Origin of the sequence: Psychrobacter sp. I-STPA10 (assembly GCF_021012795.1) — a bacterium.
Lineage (GTDB): Bacteria > Pseudomonadota > Gammaproteobacteria > Pseudomonadales > Moraxellaceae > Psychrobacter.
Genome location: NZ_VFYU01000021.1, coordinates 1 through 18,921, shown reverse-complemented (window position 1 = coordinate 18,921; position 18,921 = coordinate 1). Strand labels below are relative to the sequence as shown.

Sequence of the window (18,921 nt, the reverse complement as noted above, 5' to 3'; positions counted from 1 at the left end):
ATCAAAGTTAACAGAAAGATATTAAGAAAAAAGTTAAGAGGGTATGATGGCAACACAGTACCAACAACAAAAACCTCTACAGATTGATGGCTCGTATGGTGAAGGCGGTGGGCAGGTTTTGCGTACCGCATTGAGTTTATCTATGTTAACAGGTACGCCAATACGCCTAAGAAATATCCGTGCTGGTCGCAAAAAATCAGGTTTGATGCGTCAGCATTTGGTGTGTGTGCAAGCATCACAGCGTATCAGTAATGCTGCCGTGACAGGCGCACAGCTTGGTAGCACTGAGCTGACTTTTACGCCACAAGAGATAGTTGCAGGAGAGTATCATTTTGATATCGGCTCGGCAGGCAGTACCAATTTGGTGTTACAAACCCTACTCCCTGCGTTACTATTTGCCCAATCAGATAAGACAAATAAAGCAAATGGTACAGATACAACGGCAACACAAGCCTCTGCATCAACAGTATCCACAGTCAGCATCAAAGGTGGGACGCACAACCCATTGTCACCCAGCAGTGATTTTTTGCAACATGCATTTGTACCTATGCTTGCCAAACTGGGTATGCAAGTGGATATTAAGCTAAAACAAGCAGGATTTGTGCCTGTGGGCGGTGGTGAGATTCATGCAACCATCACCCCTTTTATGCGCCGAGCAGGTATGCCAACTTTGCAACTAAGCCAACGTGGTAAACTGCAATCTGTACAGTTAGTCGCCAGTAATGTGAATTTGGATTATGACATTTGTAAGCGTGAGCTTGCCAGTGCCAAAGCAAAATTGGCAGAAAATGTGGACGAGACGTTGATTTACACTAAAGGCAATAAATTACGTGGCATTGGTGAGGGTAATACTTGCTATGCGGTGGTAACGCACGAGGTTTTAGGTGATGAAATGCAGAGCAATAATCAGCCAATCTCAGCCAATGTACACCATGAAGTATTTGCCCTACTCGGTGAAAAACGTACTTCTGCGGAGAAGATGGGCAATCGTTTGGCAGGGTTGGTACGGCGTTATTTATTTAAAAGCGATGCGCTGGTTGATGAGTATTTGACTGACCAGCTACTACTGCCTTTAGCATTATCGGGTGGTGGTGAGTTTACAGCGCGTATGATTAGCGAGCATAGCCAAACTCAGGCTTGGATTATTCAGCAGTTTTTGCCTGTGCAGATTGGTTTTGAGCAAATATCTACTGAAAAATTTTTGGTAAAAGTAATGTGTTAGCTTTTATGCCATAAAAGCATCACTGAATTAAGCGAGGGTGCTTTATTAGGCGTTAATTTGCTAAAATAACGCCCACACTCCAAAACCATAGATTTTTTATCATGAGCGAATCATCTACCCCCCAAACCAATAAAATCACCCAAAATACAAATAGCAACGACAAACAGCAAAATGCCGTTGTTCTGCTCTCAGGCGGGCTTGACTCAGTGACTTGTTTGTATTGGGCAAAAAACCGTTATGCCAATGTCACTGCGGTCAGCTTTAATTATGGTCAGCGTCACAATAGTGAATTGGTAGCAGCAAAAAAAATCGCTGAAAAAGCAGGGGTAAATCATCGCATCATTGATATTGATATCGCTCAGTTGGGTGGCTCATCACTCACTGACCACAGCATGAATGTACCTGATGGTGATGCTGATAAGTTCCCCTCACATACTGATGACATTGACAACGATGCCATTCCCAACACCTATGTACCTGCCCGCAATACCATCTTTTTATCTTATGCGTTAGCAGTCGCTGAAGTAACTAATGCCAATCATATCGTGATTGGAGTCAGCTCAGTGGACTACTCAGGCTATCCAGACTGCCGTCCTGAGTTTATTTCTGCCTTTGAGTATATGGCAAATCTTGCCACCAAAGCTGGAGTGACAGGACATAAACTACACATTCAAACGCCACTACAACAGCTATCAAAAGCACAAACCATCGAGCTTGGTGTGTCGCTTGGGGTAGATTATGCCCAAACGATTTCTTGTTATAAAGCTGATGATAATGGACGCGCTTGTGGTATTTGCGATAGCTGCACCCTACGTAAGCAAGGCTTTAAAGCGGCTGGCATTACCGACCCCACCGCATACCGTCATAACAAGACCTAAAACTTACGGGCTATCTCCCAGAAGCGTGGGATCAATGGGTTGTGCTTTAAGTTTCATACTTTTAATTTCTTTAAAAAAGGTGTTAAATAAGAGATAAATTTACCTCAGCGCAACATTTATTTGCATCTTCACAGCAGTTTTGACTGTTTATGTTGATGCTGAGTTGCTATCTTAGAGCCTATCTTTTAAAGAAGATAAAAAATTATCATTTTCACCAAAATTATTAGACGAGTTTTATTATGTTTTCAAAAATCATGCCATCAAAAGCCACACTTATCAAAGCATCTAAAACCTTACCACTATTAGCTGCTGGCTTTATGTTAATGCCTCAAGCCAATGCTTTAGATATCAAACAAGAACAAATTAATGCTTGTGTGCAAAATGTTGTTACCTCAAAAATAGCAGACAATGCAACTGCCAATAAATTATGTAGCTGTAGCATTGAAGTTGAAAGTAAAATTACCAAAGGACAAATGTGGGAGGCAGAAAGCTATCGTGTCAGCGGTAAAGATGTTTCCACCCTACCCTCTGTACAAAAATACATCAATGATTTAAAACAATGTGAGCAAGGTCTCACTTTAAATCCACCACAGCAACCCACACAACCACCTGCCAAAAAAGCCAATTAATAAACAGGTAACAATCCTATCTATCAATAAAAAGGCTGGTGATAATCAGTCTTTTTTTATACCATATCTTTTTTATAACTCTAATAAAATTAGATTTTAGGACTGCGACTAATGGCAAAAGCAACCGATGAAATTCTTGAGTTACCTAATTTTGATGTACCGATAGTGCGCAAATTGGGTGATCATTTTGTTGAGGATAATATTAATTTAACTGACTTTATCACCAATACTCATAAAGGTTTGATTTTATATTTTTACCCCAAAGACAATACCTCAGGCTGCACCACACAAGCAACGGATTTTACTCAAATGCTTGCTGACTTTGATAAACTTGGCTACGATATTATTGGCGTCTCCAGAGACAGTATCGAGTCACATAAAAAATTTATTGATAAACAAAATCTGCAAATCACTTTGATTAGTGATGAAGATGAACGACTGTGCCAATATTTTGATGTTATTAAAGAAAAAAACATGTATGGTAAAAAAGTACTCGGCTTGGTACGCTCGACCTTTGTGTTTAATAAAAATGGCAAACTCACCTATGCACAACGTAATCTACGTGCTAAAGGCTATGCACAGCGTTTATTTGACACATTAAACACACTTTCTTAAGCGGTTTAAACAGTCACTTTGACAATGTATCCTGCTGAATATTTGCTTAAGATAAGAACGACTAAACCAAATTCATGGAAAATAAAACGATGTCTAACACCCCAATCCGTTACGTTGATGTGGCAATTATTGGCGCTGGCACAGCAGGGCAGACTGCCTTTTCGCAAGTCAATCAAGCAACCGATAATATCGTCATTATCAATGATGGATACTGGACGACTACTTGTGCCACTGTAGGCTGTATGCCAAGCAAATTACTGATTGCTGCTGCTGAGCGCGCCCATCATGCCTGTAATTCTGCCAAGTTTGGTATTTATGCCCAAGATGTAACAACCGCTATCAATGGACAGCAGGTGATGCAGCGAGTACAAGCTGAGCGTGACCGTTTTACTGGTTTTATTCAAGATAAAATTGATGGCTGGGAGACAGCAAAAAAGATATCAGGACGTGCCAGTTTCACTGAGCAAGGTTTAATTACCGTCAATAATGAGCTGATAAAAGCCAACTACATCATCATTGCTACAGGTACACAACCTTTTGTACCTGATGACTGGGCAGAGTCTTTAGGTGATACCCTACTGACCTCAGATACGGTATTTGAGCTAAAAAATATTCCCAAATCTATGGCAGTGATTGGGGCTGGCGCAATTGGACTTGAATTGGCACAAGCATTTAATCGTCTTGGCTGCATGGTCACCTTATTTAACAAGTCTGCCCGAATAGGCGGCTTAAGCGACCAAAAAGTAACCGATAAAGCCATAGCTTGTTTATCAAACGAGCTTAACATGGTGCTTGATGCCGATATTATGCAAGTCAAAGAACAGCAAGGGCAAGCCATTATTTATTATAAAACTGATGGCTCAGAGCAGACTTGGCAAGGTGATTATGTATTGGTGGCAACAGGTCGTCGCCATAACTTACTGTCTATGCAAGCGCAAAATATTGGGATTCACTTTGATGAGCGCAATCAGCCACAAGATGTCAATGCCAGTACAGGACAAGTCAAAGACAGCCATGTATATATTGTCGGTGATGCCAATGGTCATCTACCTTTATTGCATGTCGCCAGTAATGAAGGCTTACAAGCGGGGTTGCATGTTAAGCAGCGGCTGACAGTAGATAATCAGCAAAATGATAGTCATTTGAAGTCAACGATACAATCAGAAACGACAACTCAAACTGAGTCCAATAATCATCAAGATTATCGTCAGTCTATCTGTTATCCTAAAACCCCCATATCCGTGGTTTTTTGTGAGCCACAAATTGCCAGTGTTGGAAAGTCATTACAACAGCTAGACAAAACAGGTGCAAATTATGTCATCGGTGAAGTGAGCTTTGACGACCAAGGTCGTAGCCGGGTGATGGGCGTTAACTGTGGACTGCTACGTATTTATGCTTGCCAGCACAGCAGTAAAATTTTGGGTGCAAGTATGATTGCCCCTGATGCTGAATATATCGCGCATATATTAGCCACTGCCATTACTAATAACTTAACAGTTATGGATTTACTTGCCAGTCCATTTTATCACCCGACAATATTAGAGGGCTTACGCACAGCACTTAGAGATATCCAGCAACAAATGGATAACAAGCTGCAACAAGTATCAGCCAATGAGCGTTATAATAAACACGGTTAATTTGGCTTAATTCACGACTAGATACCATCTTAAAAAGACAGAATCAAGCGATTAATTAACAGGATTTACGCAAAAGTACGTAATATGAGTCTGATAAAGCGACAAGCAATTTTTATGATGCCTCTGAAACTATGTACAGCCAGCCCACTTGATAAAAAACAATGATTACCAGTCGCTAATAATCTATAAAACTGCGTAGTCCTATTATTAAAATGTGCATTTTTTTGATTGGATAATTTATTTCTTTAATTAGGACACATCATGGCAAGTTCACAAATCGCTCAGTTCTTTGAAGAGATACTTCGTGATCTGTATACCAGCTTATACCTTGCCATCGGTGGTTCGCTAGAAGAGGAAACTCGAGATTGGTCTTCTAGAGCGGTAGAGCTTGCCAGTACTACCATTAAAATTCTGATATTACTGCTTATTTTAGGCTTTATTTACTGGCTATTGATTTACTTTATCAAACACAATAAAGAGCGACTGCGTATTAATGATAAATACCTGAAAATCATTCGTGCCGTGCTACGCTATTTTTGGGTGGTAGGCAGTATCATTGCCATCATGAGCCAAATCAACCTCTCTCCAGGCTCAGTCAAAGCCACTGCCAAAGCCAGTATTTGGGCAGGTATTTATTATGTACTCTGGGCAACATCAGGACATGTCATTAACCGTATCCTCAATCACTATGGACTCAATGCCTCCATTCAACAACTACTAAAAAATATCTTTTCCGTACTCATTGTCGTATTAGGACTTGCCAGTGTCATGGCACAGTTTGGTTTTGATATTGTCTCACTGGTTGCAGGTTTGGGGATTGTGGGTTTGGCAGTGGGTTTTGCAGCTCAGTCCACATTGGCAAACTTTATCGCAGGCATCACCATTTTATTAGAACAATCTTTTCAAGTCGGTGACTGGGTGAGTATTGATAATAATGAGGGACGTGTGGTACTTATCTCGCTACGTACCACTCATATTTTAACCCGAGACAATGTCACGGTGATTATTCCTAACTCTACTGTAGCATCTTCAGAAGTAACCAACCTCACCTCAAAAAACTTTATCCGTTTTGATATCCGCGCGCGTATTGCATTAGAAGCAGATATTGATAGCGCACGTCAGGTGATACTTAAGGTTATTGATGATACAGAGGTCATCTTAAAACGTCCTGAGCCTATGGTGACTGTCACAGAAATCAGTGATTTTGGGGTGATATTTATTGTGCGTTTTTGGGTCATACCCGCAACCGTATCACGCATACCAGTGATCAAAGAAAACCTCAATGAACACATCAAAAATGCACTACAAGCGGCTGATATCTCTATCCCCTACCCACACATGCGCATACTGATGCCAAAAGATGTCGAACAACCTATCCCAACCAAGCCATTTGAAGTAACTACACATCAAGCAAATCCGCATCAAGCCAATCAACATCCAACAAACAAAGACACATCTGGTTAAATCCAGTTAAATAATATACCGTAGATATTGCATAAATAGATATCAAAATCACACAAACTTCTCCCTAATAATAACAGACAAACATCGCAATTTTTATCAATTTAAGCTATGCTATTGCAGATAATTTTTTAACCAATTTAACCCATATTTCTTATTTCTTTTTTGTTATCTTTCTACCATTTTTTGCAACTTTTATAAATTTGAGCCAACTATGAATAACCAGCAAGTCAATATTTCTACATCACTATCTGAAAGTTATAACCCTGATGCCATTGAAGCAGCACAACAAGCCAAGTGGGACACACAAAAACGTTTTGAAGTTGACAACAATACCAACAGTGACAAACCTAGCCGCTATATGCTGTCCATGTTCCCCTATCCCAGTGGCAAGCTACACATGGGGCATGTGCGCAACTACACCATCTCAGATGTATTAAGTCGTTATTACCGCCTCAAAGGTTATGAAGTCATGCAACCAATGGGTTGGGACGCCTTTGGCATGCCCGCTGAAAATGCCGCCATTGCGCATCAAGTTGCACCCGCTAAATGGACATTTGCTAATATTGATAATATGCGTGTACAGCTCAAAAAACTGGGACTATCCATTGATTGGTCACGAGAATTTGCCACTTGTACCCCCGAATATTATCGCTGGGAGCAATGGTTTTTTTTACAGTTACACAAAAAGGGACTGGTCTATAAAAAATTGGCTTCCGTCAACTGGGATCCGGTTGATAATACAGTACTTGCCAATGAGCAAGTGGTGGACGGTAAAGGTTGGCGCAGCGGTGCACCTGTTGAAAAACGTGATATCCCCATGTACTACTTTAAAATCAGTGCCTATGCTGATGAACTACTAGATGATCTTGATAAACTTGAAGGACAATGGCCAAGTGATGTCATCACCATGCAACGCAACTGGATTGGTCGTAGTGAAGGCATGGAAGTCCACTTCCCTTATACCCTAAATGGTAAAAATAGCACATTATCGGTATTTACTACCCGTCCTGATACCTTGATGGGTGTTACCTATGTCGCAGTTGCAGCCGAGCACCCCTTGGCACGCCATGCAGCCGCAACAGATGACAAAGTAGCAGATTTTTGTGATGAATGCCGTCAAGGCTCAGTCGCCGAAGCAGACATTGCCAAAGCTGAGAAAAAAGGTATCGCAACAGGTCTAAGCGTGACTCACCCACTCACTGGCGAAGAAATACCAGTCTGGGTAGCCAATTATGTATTGATGAGTTATGGCTCAGGTGCAGTCATGGCAGTACCTGCTCACGATAGCCGTGATTATGAATTTGCCAAAAAATATGATCTACCCATCAAAACCGTCATCAAAACCCCAGAAGACTTTACTGGTGATGATAAAGGCAACATGGCATATACCCTACGCAATACATTGGTAAATTCTGCTGAATTTGACGGTTTGGATTTTGAAGGCGCATTTACCGCCATGCTATCTAAACTAGAGCCAAAAGGACTTGCTTGCAAAAAAATTCAATACCGCCTACGGGACTGGGGCGTCTCACGCCAGCGTTACTGGGGTTGTCCTATCCCAATGATCAACTGTGAGCATTGTGGTAATGTACCTGTACCTGAGTCTGATTTACCTATCGTTCTGCCTACTGATGTCGTCCCAGATGGTCGTGGCAACCCATTAAATCAACTTGCCAGCTTTGTTGAAACAACCTGTCCAAAATGTGGTAATCCAGCCGAGCGTGAAACTGATACCTTTGATACCTTTATGGAATCCAGCTGGTACTATGCCCGCTTTGTCAGCCCCAATGATGACACACAAATGCTCGACAAAAAAGCCGCCGATAAATGGCTACCAGTCGATCAATATGTTGGTGGTGTTGAGCATGCCGTGATGCACCTACTTTATGCCCGCTTCTTCCATAAACTGATGCGTGATGAGGGTTTGGTATCAGGTGATGAACCATTTGCGCGCCTGCTAACTCAGGGCATGGTACTTGCTGGTACGTATTTGCGCCAAAACGAAGATGGCAGTACCAACTACTATTTCCCACACGAAGTTGATATTGAGTTTGATGAGCGTGGACAACCACAACAAGCCACGCTAAAAGCCGATGGCAAGCCAGTTACCATTGGTAAAATCGAAAAAATGTCGAAATCCAAAAATAATGGTGTTGATCCACAAACCACCATTGACCAGTATGGTGCAGATACAGTGCGTTTATACACCCTGTTTACCGCACCTGCTGATCAGACCCTAGAATGGTCTGACGATGCACTAAAAGGACCTTATAACTTCTTGAAAAAAGTGTGGCGGATCGTCACTGACCATCAGCAAGCACTACAAACAGCCAATATCGACACTGACTCTGATAACTTAGATATCAGTAAATTAGATACAGCGCAATTAAACAAGGCTGCTAAAGACTTACGCCGTAAAACTCATGAAACCATTGCCAAAATTGATCATGATTTGGGTGAACGTCTATCACTCAATACGCCTGTCTCCAGTCTTATGGAGCTGGCAAATGAGCTTGGCAGCTTTCAAACTAAAAATAATGCCGATTTAGCTGTGGCTCATGAAGCTGTGGTTGCTTTATTAAACATACTCAGTGTCTATGCACCCCATATCGGTGAGCACCTACTCGAAGCTTTAGGTTTTGATACCCAAGACTTGCGTTACCCAACGGTTGATGAGCAAGCATTGACCCAAGACAGTATCACCATGGTGATTCAAGTCAATGGTAAAGTACGTGGTAAAATGGAAGTCGCTCCAGACAGCGACCCTGAAACCTTAAAAGCTTTGGCAAAACAAGTTGAGAGTGTGCAAAAGCATTTAACAGGCAACATCAAAAAAGAAATCGTGGTGCCTAATAAATTGGTCAATATTGTGGTAGTGGGTTAATTTACTTAGCTTAGTGAGTGTAACCGTGAATATGTCTTACTTCTTGATGTTCACCGTGATACGCTAAGCTTTTTGATAAAATATAGCAAAATGACAATGACTTTATTCCCTAAACGCCTACTGACTGCGTGTGCCATAGCAACCATAGCTGCCTCTGTGACAACAATGAGTGGCTGTGGCTTTCATTTGCGTGGCTACAATGCCCCGATGCAATTTGAAGTAAAAAATGTCATTCTTAAACTTGATGATGATCGCACAAGTTTTGCCTTAAAACTGCCACTCACTCGCCAGCTTCAATCGGTTGGCGTTACTGTGGTTGATGATATTGGCAAAAAAATTAATACTGCCAATCAAACCAATACAGCAAGTATTAACATTGATAATGTGCGCTTCAAAAAGTTTGAATTGGTTGGTATTTTGACCGAAATACGTGTTTTATTAAGTGCAGACGTCACTTATCATCTTACCATTAATGGTGAAAATGTGGTTGTCACCAACCCCATTCAAGTAGAACGTAGCTATCAGTACAATAAAGCGTCAGTTAATGTCGAAGACCAACAAGGCTCACAAATACGTGACTGGCTATATGATAATTTAGCACAGCAAATTACTGACCAATACATTGCCTTAAGTCTACCACGAGTTGAGCCCACTGTATCTACAACCTCACAACACCTGCCCACCTCTGCCCCTCAATAAGTTGCAAACACACTGTCATGCAATCAACCTTTTTAAATAGCTACCCCAAACTCATCACACCTGCCAACACACAATCTGCCATAAAATTAACTGGCTTATGGTTAGCACATGGTGATGAACCTGTATTAACAGGCTGGCTAGTAGATGCCATGCGTCCACATTGGCAAACACAAAACCTTGCCATTAAACGCATCGAATTGGTATCAAGTAAAACTTGGGACGATGTGCTTGCTGAATTAAACAGCCTCTCTTTATTTGATGATGCCTCCGCAATCATTGTTACAGGCAATCACAAACCTGATAAAGCCACACAAGCTGCTCTTGAAGAGTTTGGGAGTCAGTCGCAAACTGACAGTAATCAGAACTGCTTATTATGGTTAGTCTCCAAACAGGATAAACGTGCGCAAAAAAGCAAGTGGTTTACCCTATTTAATCACTATGGACACGTCATTGACTGTCATATTTATGACGAAAGACAACGTCAACAACTATTACAGCTTAAAGCGCAGCAGTTTGGGCTACAGCTTAGTAATGACGCTTGGCAGCTACTGATGATACAAACTGAGCACCATTTATTAAGCAGTTATCAAACCTTATGGCGACTGTCTTACTTATTTGCCCCTAACCTTGATGACATTGCAGCCGCCGTCAATGCTGCCAACAGTACTACCAACAATGCGACCAATACCACTTTGGTAAACATTGATGTAGAAGCCCTACAAAATGCATTGGTCAGTGAATCGCATTACAGTGTGTTCGATTTATCCGATGCCATGCTCGCAGGCAATAGCAAGCAAGTGGTTAAAATCATTGAACAACTCAAAGCCACCGATGAGCCCACACCTTTAGTATTATGGGCGATTAGCAAAGAGATGCGCCTGATCATGCAGCTTATCGATGGTCAAGACCCTCAAAAAATAGGGATTTGGAGCAGTAAGCAAAGTCTGTATCAACAAGCCTGCCGCCGACAAACAGCTAATAGCATCAGTGGTTGGTCTGCTATCCTATATCGCTGTGATCAAGCAGTTAAAGGCGTTATCAAACAGCCTGCATGGGAACTATTACTGCAAGCAGCACTACTGGTATGTGGGCATCAACTTTTTGCCTATTAACTTACTATTAACTTCCTATTGGCTTAATGGGATAAATAGTGAGCAAATCCTTATACAAATTGAAACATTATCCCAGTAAAATAACAGCACATATTATCTTATTACTTGATGATACTGTAACCTTTCGCAACCTTAAATACATTCCTTTTTACGGATTAAGTCCTTATTATACTTACCTTTATTGTGCTGCATAAATTTAGCCATTTATTTGCAGTTTATGTTCTACATCTTCCTTAACTCTTTATATTAAAGCACTTATATTTGTTAAATTACTTATTTATTAAATTACTAAGGCATCATTTCGGATAATATAATGACCACTGCTACCAATATTGCTACTAATACTGTTACCAAAAAATCTGCTATTAAATGGGGTATTATTGCCTTAATTATTATTATTTTAGCCACTCTGGCTTATTATGCACTACGCCCATCAGAAGTGACACCAAACTACATCACTGCCACTGCACAAATAGGTGATATCGAAAATAACGTCATGGCATCAGGTAAAGTCAAAGCGCTCAATACGGTCGATGTGGGGGCACAGGTATCTGGAGAAGTGACCAAGCTTTATGTCAAAGTTGGTGATGAGGTCAAAAAAGGCGATTTAATTGCGCAAATTGATCAAGTCACTCAACAAAATAACCTATCCAATCAACAAGCCACACTACAACAAAGTCAAGCAGGTGTACAAAGTGCAGTGGCAGAACATCAAAGCCGTATTGCCAGTCTAAATAGTGCTTATGCTGACCTTGCCAGCCGCCAAGCGGAACTAAAACAAGCGGTTACTAATCTTCAGCGTATGCAACCATTGGTAGAGATACAAGCCATCAGCACACAAGAATATGAAAATGCGCTCACCAAAGTAGAAACAGCGCAAGCCAGTGTTGCCAATGCCGAAGCTGCCATTAGTAATGCCAAAGCTGCCGTCATTACTGCTGAATCTAATATCGTACGTGAACAAGCGGGTTTACAAAAATCACAAACTGATCTAAATACTGCCAATGAAAACCTCGGCTATACCACCATTCGCGCGCCCATTGATGGTACGGTAGTCTCAGTTACCACTGAACAAGGAGCAACGGTCAACTCTAACCAATCTACGCCCACCATTGTCACCCTAGCAGACTTATCCACCGTGCGTATCAATGCTCAAATCTCTGAAGCAGATGTGATTAATGTCAAAGCAGGCATGCCAGCCTACTTTAATATCATTGGTAATCCAGATCAAAAATTTGATGCCGTATTGACCGCCATTGAACCTGCCCCCGAAAAAATCAGCACCACCAGCTCCACTGATTCTGCCATTTATTATGTGGGTTATATCGAATACCCCAACCCAGACAAACGCTTTCGTATCGACATGACAGCGCAAGTATTTATTGTACTAAATCAAGCAAAAAACACCTTACTTGTACCCTCCACTGCCATTCACAAAGGATCAGTAACAAATACAACAGCCACTCAAGCAGCAACGACAACCACTGCAAAAACTACTGGCACTGGCACGAATACTGGCTCAAACACTTATGTGCAAGTATTCAACTCTGCTGGCGAAGTAGAAAACAGAGCGGTTAAGGTAGGTATTGATAATCGAGTCAATGCACAAATCTTAAGCGGATTACAAGCAGGTGACACGGTCATTATTGGTGAAGAAAATGCTGCTAGTAATCAAGCACATCAAGAAGATTTTTAATCATTTGTTATCAACAAATTTTTGCTCACATTGATGAAGAGAGCAGCATGACAAATCAGTCCGAATTAAACCCAAACCATCAAAAAACTCTGTCTAATAACATGTCCAACAACGCTTTAGAAACAGCAAATACAGCACAGCCGATCATGCAGCTAACAGGCATTATTCGTGAATTTGCCGCAGGTGAGCAAACTATTCGTGTGCTGCATGGCATCGATCTTGATATCTATCAAGGTGAAATGGTCGCCATTATTGGACAATCAGGCTCGGGTAAATCGACACTAATGAATATCTTAGGTTGTCTTGATAAAGCCAATGCAGGACAGTATCTTATTTATGGGCAGCCTGTCAGGCGCCTAGATGCCAATGCGCTAGCAAAGCTACGCCGTGAACACTTTGGCTTTATCTTCCAACGCTATCACCTGCTTGGTGATATCAATGCCAGAGATAACGTCGCTGTGCCAGCAGTATATGCAGGTATGGAAAATAACACCCGCCACCTGCGTGCAGACAAACTGTTAACTGACCTTGGACTTGGCGATAAAACCCATAATAAACCCAGCCAACTATCAGGTGGACAGCAACAACGTGTCTCCATTGCGCGTGCGCTAATGAATGGTGGTGATATCATCTTAGCTGACGAACCCACAGGCGCCCTCGACAGCAAGTCTGGCGAAGATGTGATGCAAATATTAAAGGAGCTAAATAGCCAAGGTCATACTGTCATCATGGTGACTCATGACCCTAATATAGCAGCACAAGCCGAGCGAGTGATTGAGCTTAAAGATGGTCATATTATTGCAGACTATAAAAATAACCGTATTGATGACAACTGTGACAACAATAGTGGTAATAATAATGGCAGCCATCACACTATTAACACTGACACTACCTCTAACTTATCAACAGTTGCAAACAATAATGATACCACCGTAGATATAAAACCATCTAAGTCAGCTCCAACTACAACAACAACTATATCAAAGAAGCCTTCTAATATTTTAGCTGCACACCAAAAAAGTGCCATTGCAGGGTTTTTTGATCGCTTCATTGAAGCGTTTCGTATGTCATTACTGGCAATGCGAGCGCATAAATTGCGTACATTACTTACTATGTTAGGTATCATTATTGGTATTGCTTCTGTCGTTGCCATTGTTGGGCTTGGCAAAGGCTCTCAACAACAAATTTTAGCAAATATCAGCTCACTAGGTACCAATACCATCACTGTTATAGACGGCTATCCGTGGGGTGATCCACGTCGTAGCTATCATGATGATAATTTAACACCAGAAGATGCCTATGCAGTCAATGATCAGCCTTATGTATTAAGCGTCAGCCCACAGATTGATAGCAATATGAAAATACGCTATCGCGGTACACAAGAAACGGCAACTGTCAGCGGTGTTGGGCGAGACTATTTAAAAGTGATGGGAGAAAAGCTTGCCTTAGGGCAAGGCTTTGATGATCATAGCATTGAGCGTCGCACTCAAGATGTTATTATTGATAATAATGCACAAAAAACCTTTTTTGCCAATAATCCAAATCCAATCGGTGAAGTTATCCTCATTGGTAATGTGCCTGGTCGAGTTATTGGTGTACTTGCACCCAATAACGATGCATTCACTAGAAGCAGTGACTCTCCCACCATCTATATCCCCTATACCACCATGATGTCACGTATTCAAGGTAGCTCACATATCAACAGCTTTGTGGCATTAATTGGTGATGATATCTCCACTGGAGCAGCCGAAACAGCCATCTCCACACTGATTGAAAATCGCCACGGCACTGATGACTTTAGAATTTTTAACTCTGATTCTATCCGTAAGACCATCGAATCCACCACCACCTCCATGACCATACTCATCTCTTCTATTGCTATCATCTCTTTAGTCGTTGGCGGTATCGGGGTAATGAATATCATGCTGGTATCAGTGACCGAACGTACCAATGAGATAGGTGTACGTATGGCAGTTGGCGCAAGACAAAGTGACATTATGCAGCAGTTTTTGATTGAAGCCATTTTGGTATGTATCTTCGGAGGAACATTGGGCGTATTACTGGCATTTATGATTGGAGAAGGTATTAATAGTATTGGCTCAGAGAACTTCCGAGTTGTCTATTCACCAGCCTCTATCATTGCCGCCTTTATCTGCTCAACCTTTATTGGTATTATTTTTGGTTTTCTACCTGCTCGTAATGCGGCTAAACTTGATCCAGTTGAGGCTTTATCTCGAAATTGATTAATTTTTGTACAAATAAACCAATATTTGCCATAAATTAAAAAAAAATGAAAATAGGGCTTGCATTATAAATTTTGATGCGTATAATGTGCTCTCACGTTGAGGGGATAAAGAAACACTTCAACAAGGTGAAGGATTTAAATTTAACCACTAAACTTTTGATTCATAAGAAATTTTAGTAACATAATTTAGATTCTAACCAAAAACAGAAATTTATCTTTAAGATAATTTCTCTTGTGAAGCTAAAGAAGCAATGCTTTTTTAATCACTTCTCAGGGCCGATAGCTCAGTTGGTAGAGCAGTTGACTTTTAATCAATTGGTCCCGCGTTCGAGTCGCGGTCGGCCCACCACATTCCAAACCCCACTAGCTTAATTAAGTTAGTGGGGTTTTTTAATGCTAATAGTCTTAGTATTTAGTATTAGCATTTAAATTTAAGGACTCAAACTGAGTTTAATTATAATTAGTGTCTAATATCTATCACCAGTCTGGTTTTTGCAATTTTATCTAGGTAAGAATCAATAAGCTGAGTATTAATGCTATCTAAGTTTGTATCCCACTCATCAAGCATAAGAATACGACTCTGATCTTCTTGTCTAATTTCTTCAATCTGTTTAATAAGCTAGGGTCTGTTGAGCGTATGCCCAATTTTATTTGGCGAATGCTAACTGTTTAATTTTCGATGAGATAAGGAATATGAATAGATTCAGAGACAAAACTATAACTGATGAAGATATCATCATTAATAGCGAATTTAGGGTGTCTCTAGGTCCTAACTTAACATTAGTCAACTGTTCTATTATAAATAAGCATACGGCTAGGGATATATCATTTATTGATACTGAAATGATTGGTGGTATTTTTCATACTAAGAAAAGGCTAACCAATTGGCAACAGCATAGAGTCACTTTTGAAGGGGTAACATTTAAAGGAAACTTTTTGGGGTGTGATTTTGGTGGACGACCCGATCAGGAAGAATCATCTCATTACGGTCTAGTAAAAGACTGTGACTTTAGCCAAGCGAACATGCACCTATGTCGATTATTTAATGCTGATATAGAAAGTATAAAATTTGGTAGATGGCCTTACTTTACTATTATCAACCTTGAGCAAGCTGTTGCTCAAATTAGAAAACTAGATGTTCCAAATGCATTAGCAATATCACTAGATTTTTCTGATGAGCCAGAAGGGACATCAGCCGTACTCTCGAATGCTGAACTGATTGCTAAGAAACAGGGAGTTGATATAGAAATAATCAAAGGGCTAGTCAGTCAGATTGACAGTGTCATAATGTAGGGTTGTTTTATAGTTATTAAGGAGGTTTACTGTGATTGGTGATACGGTTATTTTTGAACCAGATTTTGAGAAAATTAAGTATTATCTAGAAGAAGAGCATGAGTTTAAATTTGAAGTGTTGTGGTTTGATGTCATCACGATGCTTGAGCTTACGGATATAATTGATATTCCAATTGATATAGATGAAACCGTTTCTTATGACGAACATAGGGGCTATCTACTATCGAAGCTAAACCCAAAAGCGGTTAGCTATATTTTTGAAAGGTATCCAACACTGACTACTCTAAAAAATGTTGATGATTTAGATGAGGACGATCCGCTATACCAATTAGGTGATGTTGAGATATCTGATTTGATCAAGCTCTATGAGTTTACAAGTCAACACGGTATAGAAAACTTATATCTTTACAGTACTTTTTGAAGAAACTGAGTGAGTACACCAAATATCTAACCTCGCTTTATGGCGGGGTTTTTATTATTTTTTAACGGGTTGATTACTCTTATCAGATAGATTTAGTTTTGCTAATTGTTCATTAGAAAAAAATAATCTTGCAGGTTGAGAAGATATTAATGTAGGTTTGACAACATTCATATAAGGTGGTTGAACGGCAACAATACCTACATAATTATTTTGCTTAATCTGTTCTAAAATAGCTTCACGCTCTTTAAAAAATTCGTTTTTAGTTGAGTCAGGAATATTTAATGACAAGTCAAAGCTATATATATAGGGGTATGCATTATTTACACCGCATTCTGATTTACTGTTAATAAAATCTTGCATTTCCTTTTCGTTCAATACTTTCGATTTATTTTTGGTCTCATATAATAAAACACTTCCGCTTATCGTCTCAAAATATTCGGTAGATGACTTGGAAGGGTCTTTTAAGATATATAATCCTACAGGTGGAAGTGAGTTGTTATCAGTTATTGTTGTCAGTTTATGCTTTGTACAAAAGGCACCCTTCACTGTTTTAACCGAGGAATAAATGGAGGTGATCTTAATATTAGTTAAGTTTAATTCAGCAACTTTCTCAGTTGGTGTAAAAGATGCGCATGAGTTTAATGTCATAAATAATATAACAATAGTTATTGATTTGACTTTCATTGTTTATCCTATTGGAAGGTATTAATTAACTCTAAATTTTCTTGATAATACTGGTTTAGTAAATCAACAGGTGAAAAATTTTGGGAATTACCTTCAATTATGATGAAAATCAAAATAAGCCATTGACAAACATACCACTTACGGTCTTTGATAAACGTTATGGATGTATATTACATGTTAACAAGCTCTTAACAAGATTTGTAAATTATGTACAGACCCGGTGGGAGTATGTCAAATAGCTAAATATAAGTACACGAGAATCTTAACACTTCTTCCTTATCTAGCCATACTCCTGGATTACAGCGTAAGGTTGATAGTTTTTGTTTGACAAAGTCATTAAATCTAAGTCCTGTATTTACCATGGGTATGGGCATGTTTGCGCCATCATCATTAAACCATACAAATAAGTCAGGGTCTTTGGTAAAAATATAATAATGATGAGTCTCATTTTCTGTATATATATAAAGAGGTTTTAAGTCCAGTTGTTCTTTTGTGATTAAGCCATCTTCTAATTGCTCAAGTCTACATATTTCAGTATCAGAGCATTGTTCCAGATAGTTTTGCCATGTCGAAGCAACGCCATAAATCTTAAAGTCGTATGCAAGAAATAAACCACCCGAGCATTTACCAAAGGTTAAAAGCCATTGTTTAAACTCACCATGGATTTCGATATCCCCTGCGTGAGCAAGCTGGGTGAGTTGCTGCTCGGTTAATCCTTCGATATATTCAGGATAGATATTCCAACATATATTTGGACTTATCGCATCGATAAATTGTTGAATATAGGCGTTCATTAGTTACTCCTTCTTAAGGTCAGATAATTATTAAAAATATGGGGTCTAATGGTTTGATAATACTCCCAAATATAATCATTAATGGCACGTCTCAAGCGAAGATCTACGGTTTTGACAGCAGGTGTCAACATCACCACTACTGATAAAACGCTTAAATAATAGTAGCTATTTTAAGCAACATGCCCTCTGACATCATATTCAACGATTTCTCCATCATCCCAACGCCTGACCCCTGCTGTCAAATCCGTAGACCTCAACTTGGGAGATTTTAATTAAGCGGCTTGACGATAATAATCAAACGAAACCTGTCTAGGCGACCTCATAGCCAAACCCTTTTGAATCCTAGTTTGGTTGTATTCTAGCTCAATGTATTTAACGATATTATCAACTGCTTCAAGTCTTGTTTGATAATGATGGTGATAGACGAGTTCGTTCTTTAACACCCCCCAGAAGCTTTCAATAGGGGCGTTATCGAAACAATTGCCTTTTCTGCTCATAGAACCTTTAAATCCATGTTTAGCAATGATATGACGATAATCATAACTACAGTACTGACTGCCTCGGTCTGAATGTACAAGTAAGCCTTTACTGGGCTTTTTGTTTCTAATTGCCATATTCAATGCACGACAGACTAACTCTTTTGTCATA

The 18,921-nt window shown here is 40.0% G+C and carries 16 protein-coding genes and 1 tRNA gene; 14 read left to right on the top strand and 3 right to left on the bottom strand.

What is annotated here, in order from left to right; all coding sequences use genetic code 11:
• Positions 1-46: 46 nt before the first annotated feature.
• The 14 genes from FHK89_RS10515 (at position 47) to FHK89_RS10450 (ending at position 16,795) form a co-directional block, all read left to right on the top strand.
• Positions 47-1,222, top strand: a complete 1,176-nt coding sequence (locus tag FHK89_RS10515) for an RNA 3'-terminal phosphate cyclase (RefSeq protein WP_230659906.1) — start codon at positions 47-49, stop codon at positions 1,220-1,222.
• A 101-nt stretch (positions 1,223-1,323) separates the two neighbouring features.
• The gene (gene queC, locus FHK89_RS10510) at positions 1,324-2,100 is read left to right on the top strand and encodes a 7-cyano-7-deazaguanine synthase QueC (protein ID WP_230659903.1); all 777 of its coding nucleotides are present in this window, start codon (positions 1,324-1,326) and stop codon (positions 2,098-2,100) included.
• Positions 2,101-2,339: 239 nt separating this feature from the next.
• Positions 2,340-2,729: a hypothetical protein gene (locus FHK89_RS10505; RefSeq protein ID WP_230659900.1), complete on the top strand. Its 390-nt coding sequence runs from the start codon at positions 2,340-2,342 to the stop codon at positions 2,727-2,729.
• A gap of 111 nt (positions 2,730-2,840) precedes the next feature.
• Positions 2,841-3,344 carry a peroxiredoxin gene (locus FHK89_RS10500; protein ID WP_230659897.1) on the top strand — a complete coding sequence of 168 codons (504 nt, stop codon included), beginning with the start codon at positions 2,841-2,843 and terminating at the stop codon, positions 3,342-3,344.
• Positions 3,345-3,433: 89 nt separating this feature from the next.
• Entirely contained in the window at positions 3,434-4,981 is a 1,548-nt protein-coding gene (locus tag FHK89_RS10495) for a dihydrolipoyl dehydrogenase (protein WP_230659894.1), read from the top strand.
• A 261-nt stretch (positions 4,982-5,242) separates the two neighbouring features.
• Positions 5,243-6,445 carry a mechanosensitive ion channel family protein gene (locus FHK89_RS10490; protein WP_230659891.1) on the top strand — a complete coding sequence of 401 codons (1,203 nt, stop codon included), beginning with the start codon at positions 5,243-5,245 and terminating at the stop codon, positions 6,443-6,445.
• Positions 6,446-6,656: 211 nt separating this feature from the next.
• Positions 6,657-9,329: a leucine--tRNA ligase gene (leuS, locus tag FHK89_RS10485; protein ID WP_230659887.1), complete on the top strand. Its 2,673-nt coding sequence runs from the start codon at positions 6,657-6,659 to the stop codon at positions 9,327-9,329.
• 96 nt (positions 9,330-9,425) lie between these two features.
• Positions 9,426-10,028 (top strand): LPS-assembly lipoprotein LptE, encoded by a 603-nt coding sequence (locus FHK89_RS10480; protein WP_230659884.1) that lies wholly within the window; start codon positions 9,426-9,428, stop codon positions 10,026-10,028.
• 17 nt (positions 10,029-10,045) lie between these two features.
• Positions 10,046-11,140 (top strand): DNA polymerase III subunit delta, encoded by a 1,095-nt coding sequence (gene holA / locus FHK89_RS10475; RefSeq protein WP_230659881.1) that lies wholly within the window; start codon positions 10,046-10,048, stop codon positions 11,138-11,140.
• A gap of 313 nt (positions 11,141-11,453) precedes the next feature.
• Positions 11,454-12,836, top strand: coding sequence for an efflux RND transporter periplasmic adaptor subunit (locus FHK89_RS10470; RefSeq protein ID WP_230659879.1), 1,383 nt, complete (start codon positions 11,454-11,456; stop codon positions 12,834-12,836).
• A 101-nt stretch (positions 12,837-12,937) separates the two neighbouring features.
• Complete coding sequence (locus tag FHK89_RS10465; RefSeq protein WP_329958707.1) at positions 12,938-15,079, top strand: MacB family efflux pump subunit; 2,142 nt, start codon at positions 12,938-12,940, stop codon at positions 15,077-15,079.
• 275 nt (positions 15,080-15,354) lie between these two features.
• Positions 15,355-15,430 (top strand) — tRNA-Lys (locus FHK89_RS10460).
• A 344-nt stretch (positions 15,431-15,774) separates the two neighbouring features.
• Positions 15,775-16,374 (top strand): hypothetical protein, encoded by a 600-nt coding sequence (locus FHK89_RS10455; protein ID WP_230659876.1) that lies wholly within the window; start codon positions 15,775-15,777, stop codon positions 16,372-16,374.
• A gap of 31 nt (positions 16,375-16,405) precedes the next feature.
• Positions 16,406-16,795 (top strand): hypothetical protein, encoded by a 390-nt coding sequence (locus FHK89_RS10450; protein ID WP_230659872.1) that lies wholly within the window; start codon positions 16,406-16,408, stop codon positions 16,793-16,795.
• Positions 16,796-16,849: 54 nt separating this feature from the next.
• Here FHK89_RS10450 and FHK89_RS10445 read toward each other — a convergent pair whose 3' ends face one another.
• From FHK89_RS10445 to FHK89_RS10435, 3 genes are all read right to left on the bottom strand, one after another.
• The gene (locus FHK89_RS10445) at positions 16,850-17,479 is read right to left on the bottom strand and encodes a hypothetical protein (protein WP_230659869.1); all 630 of its coding nucleotides are present in this window, start codon (positions 17,477-17,479) and stop codon (positions 16,850-16,852) included.
• 239 nt (positions 17,480-17,718) lie between these two features.
• Entirely contained in the window at positions 17,719-18,273 is a 555-nt protein-coding gene (locus FHK89_RS10440) for a hypothetical protein (protein WP_230659866.1), read from the bottom strand.
• Positions 18,274-18,545: 272 nt separating this feature from the next.
• Positions 18,546-18,921, bottom strand: a 376-nt coding sequence (locus tag FHK89_RS10435; RefSeq protein ID WP_230659863.1) for a DDE-type integrase/transposase/recombinase, incomplete at its 5' end; no start/stop codon positions are given.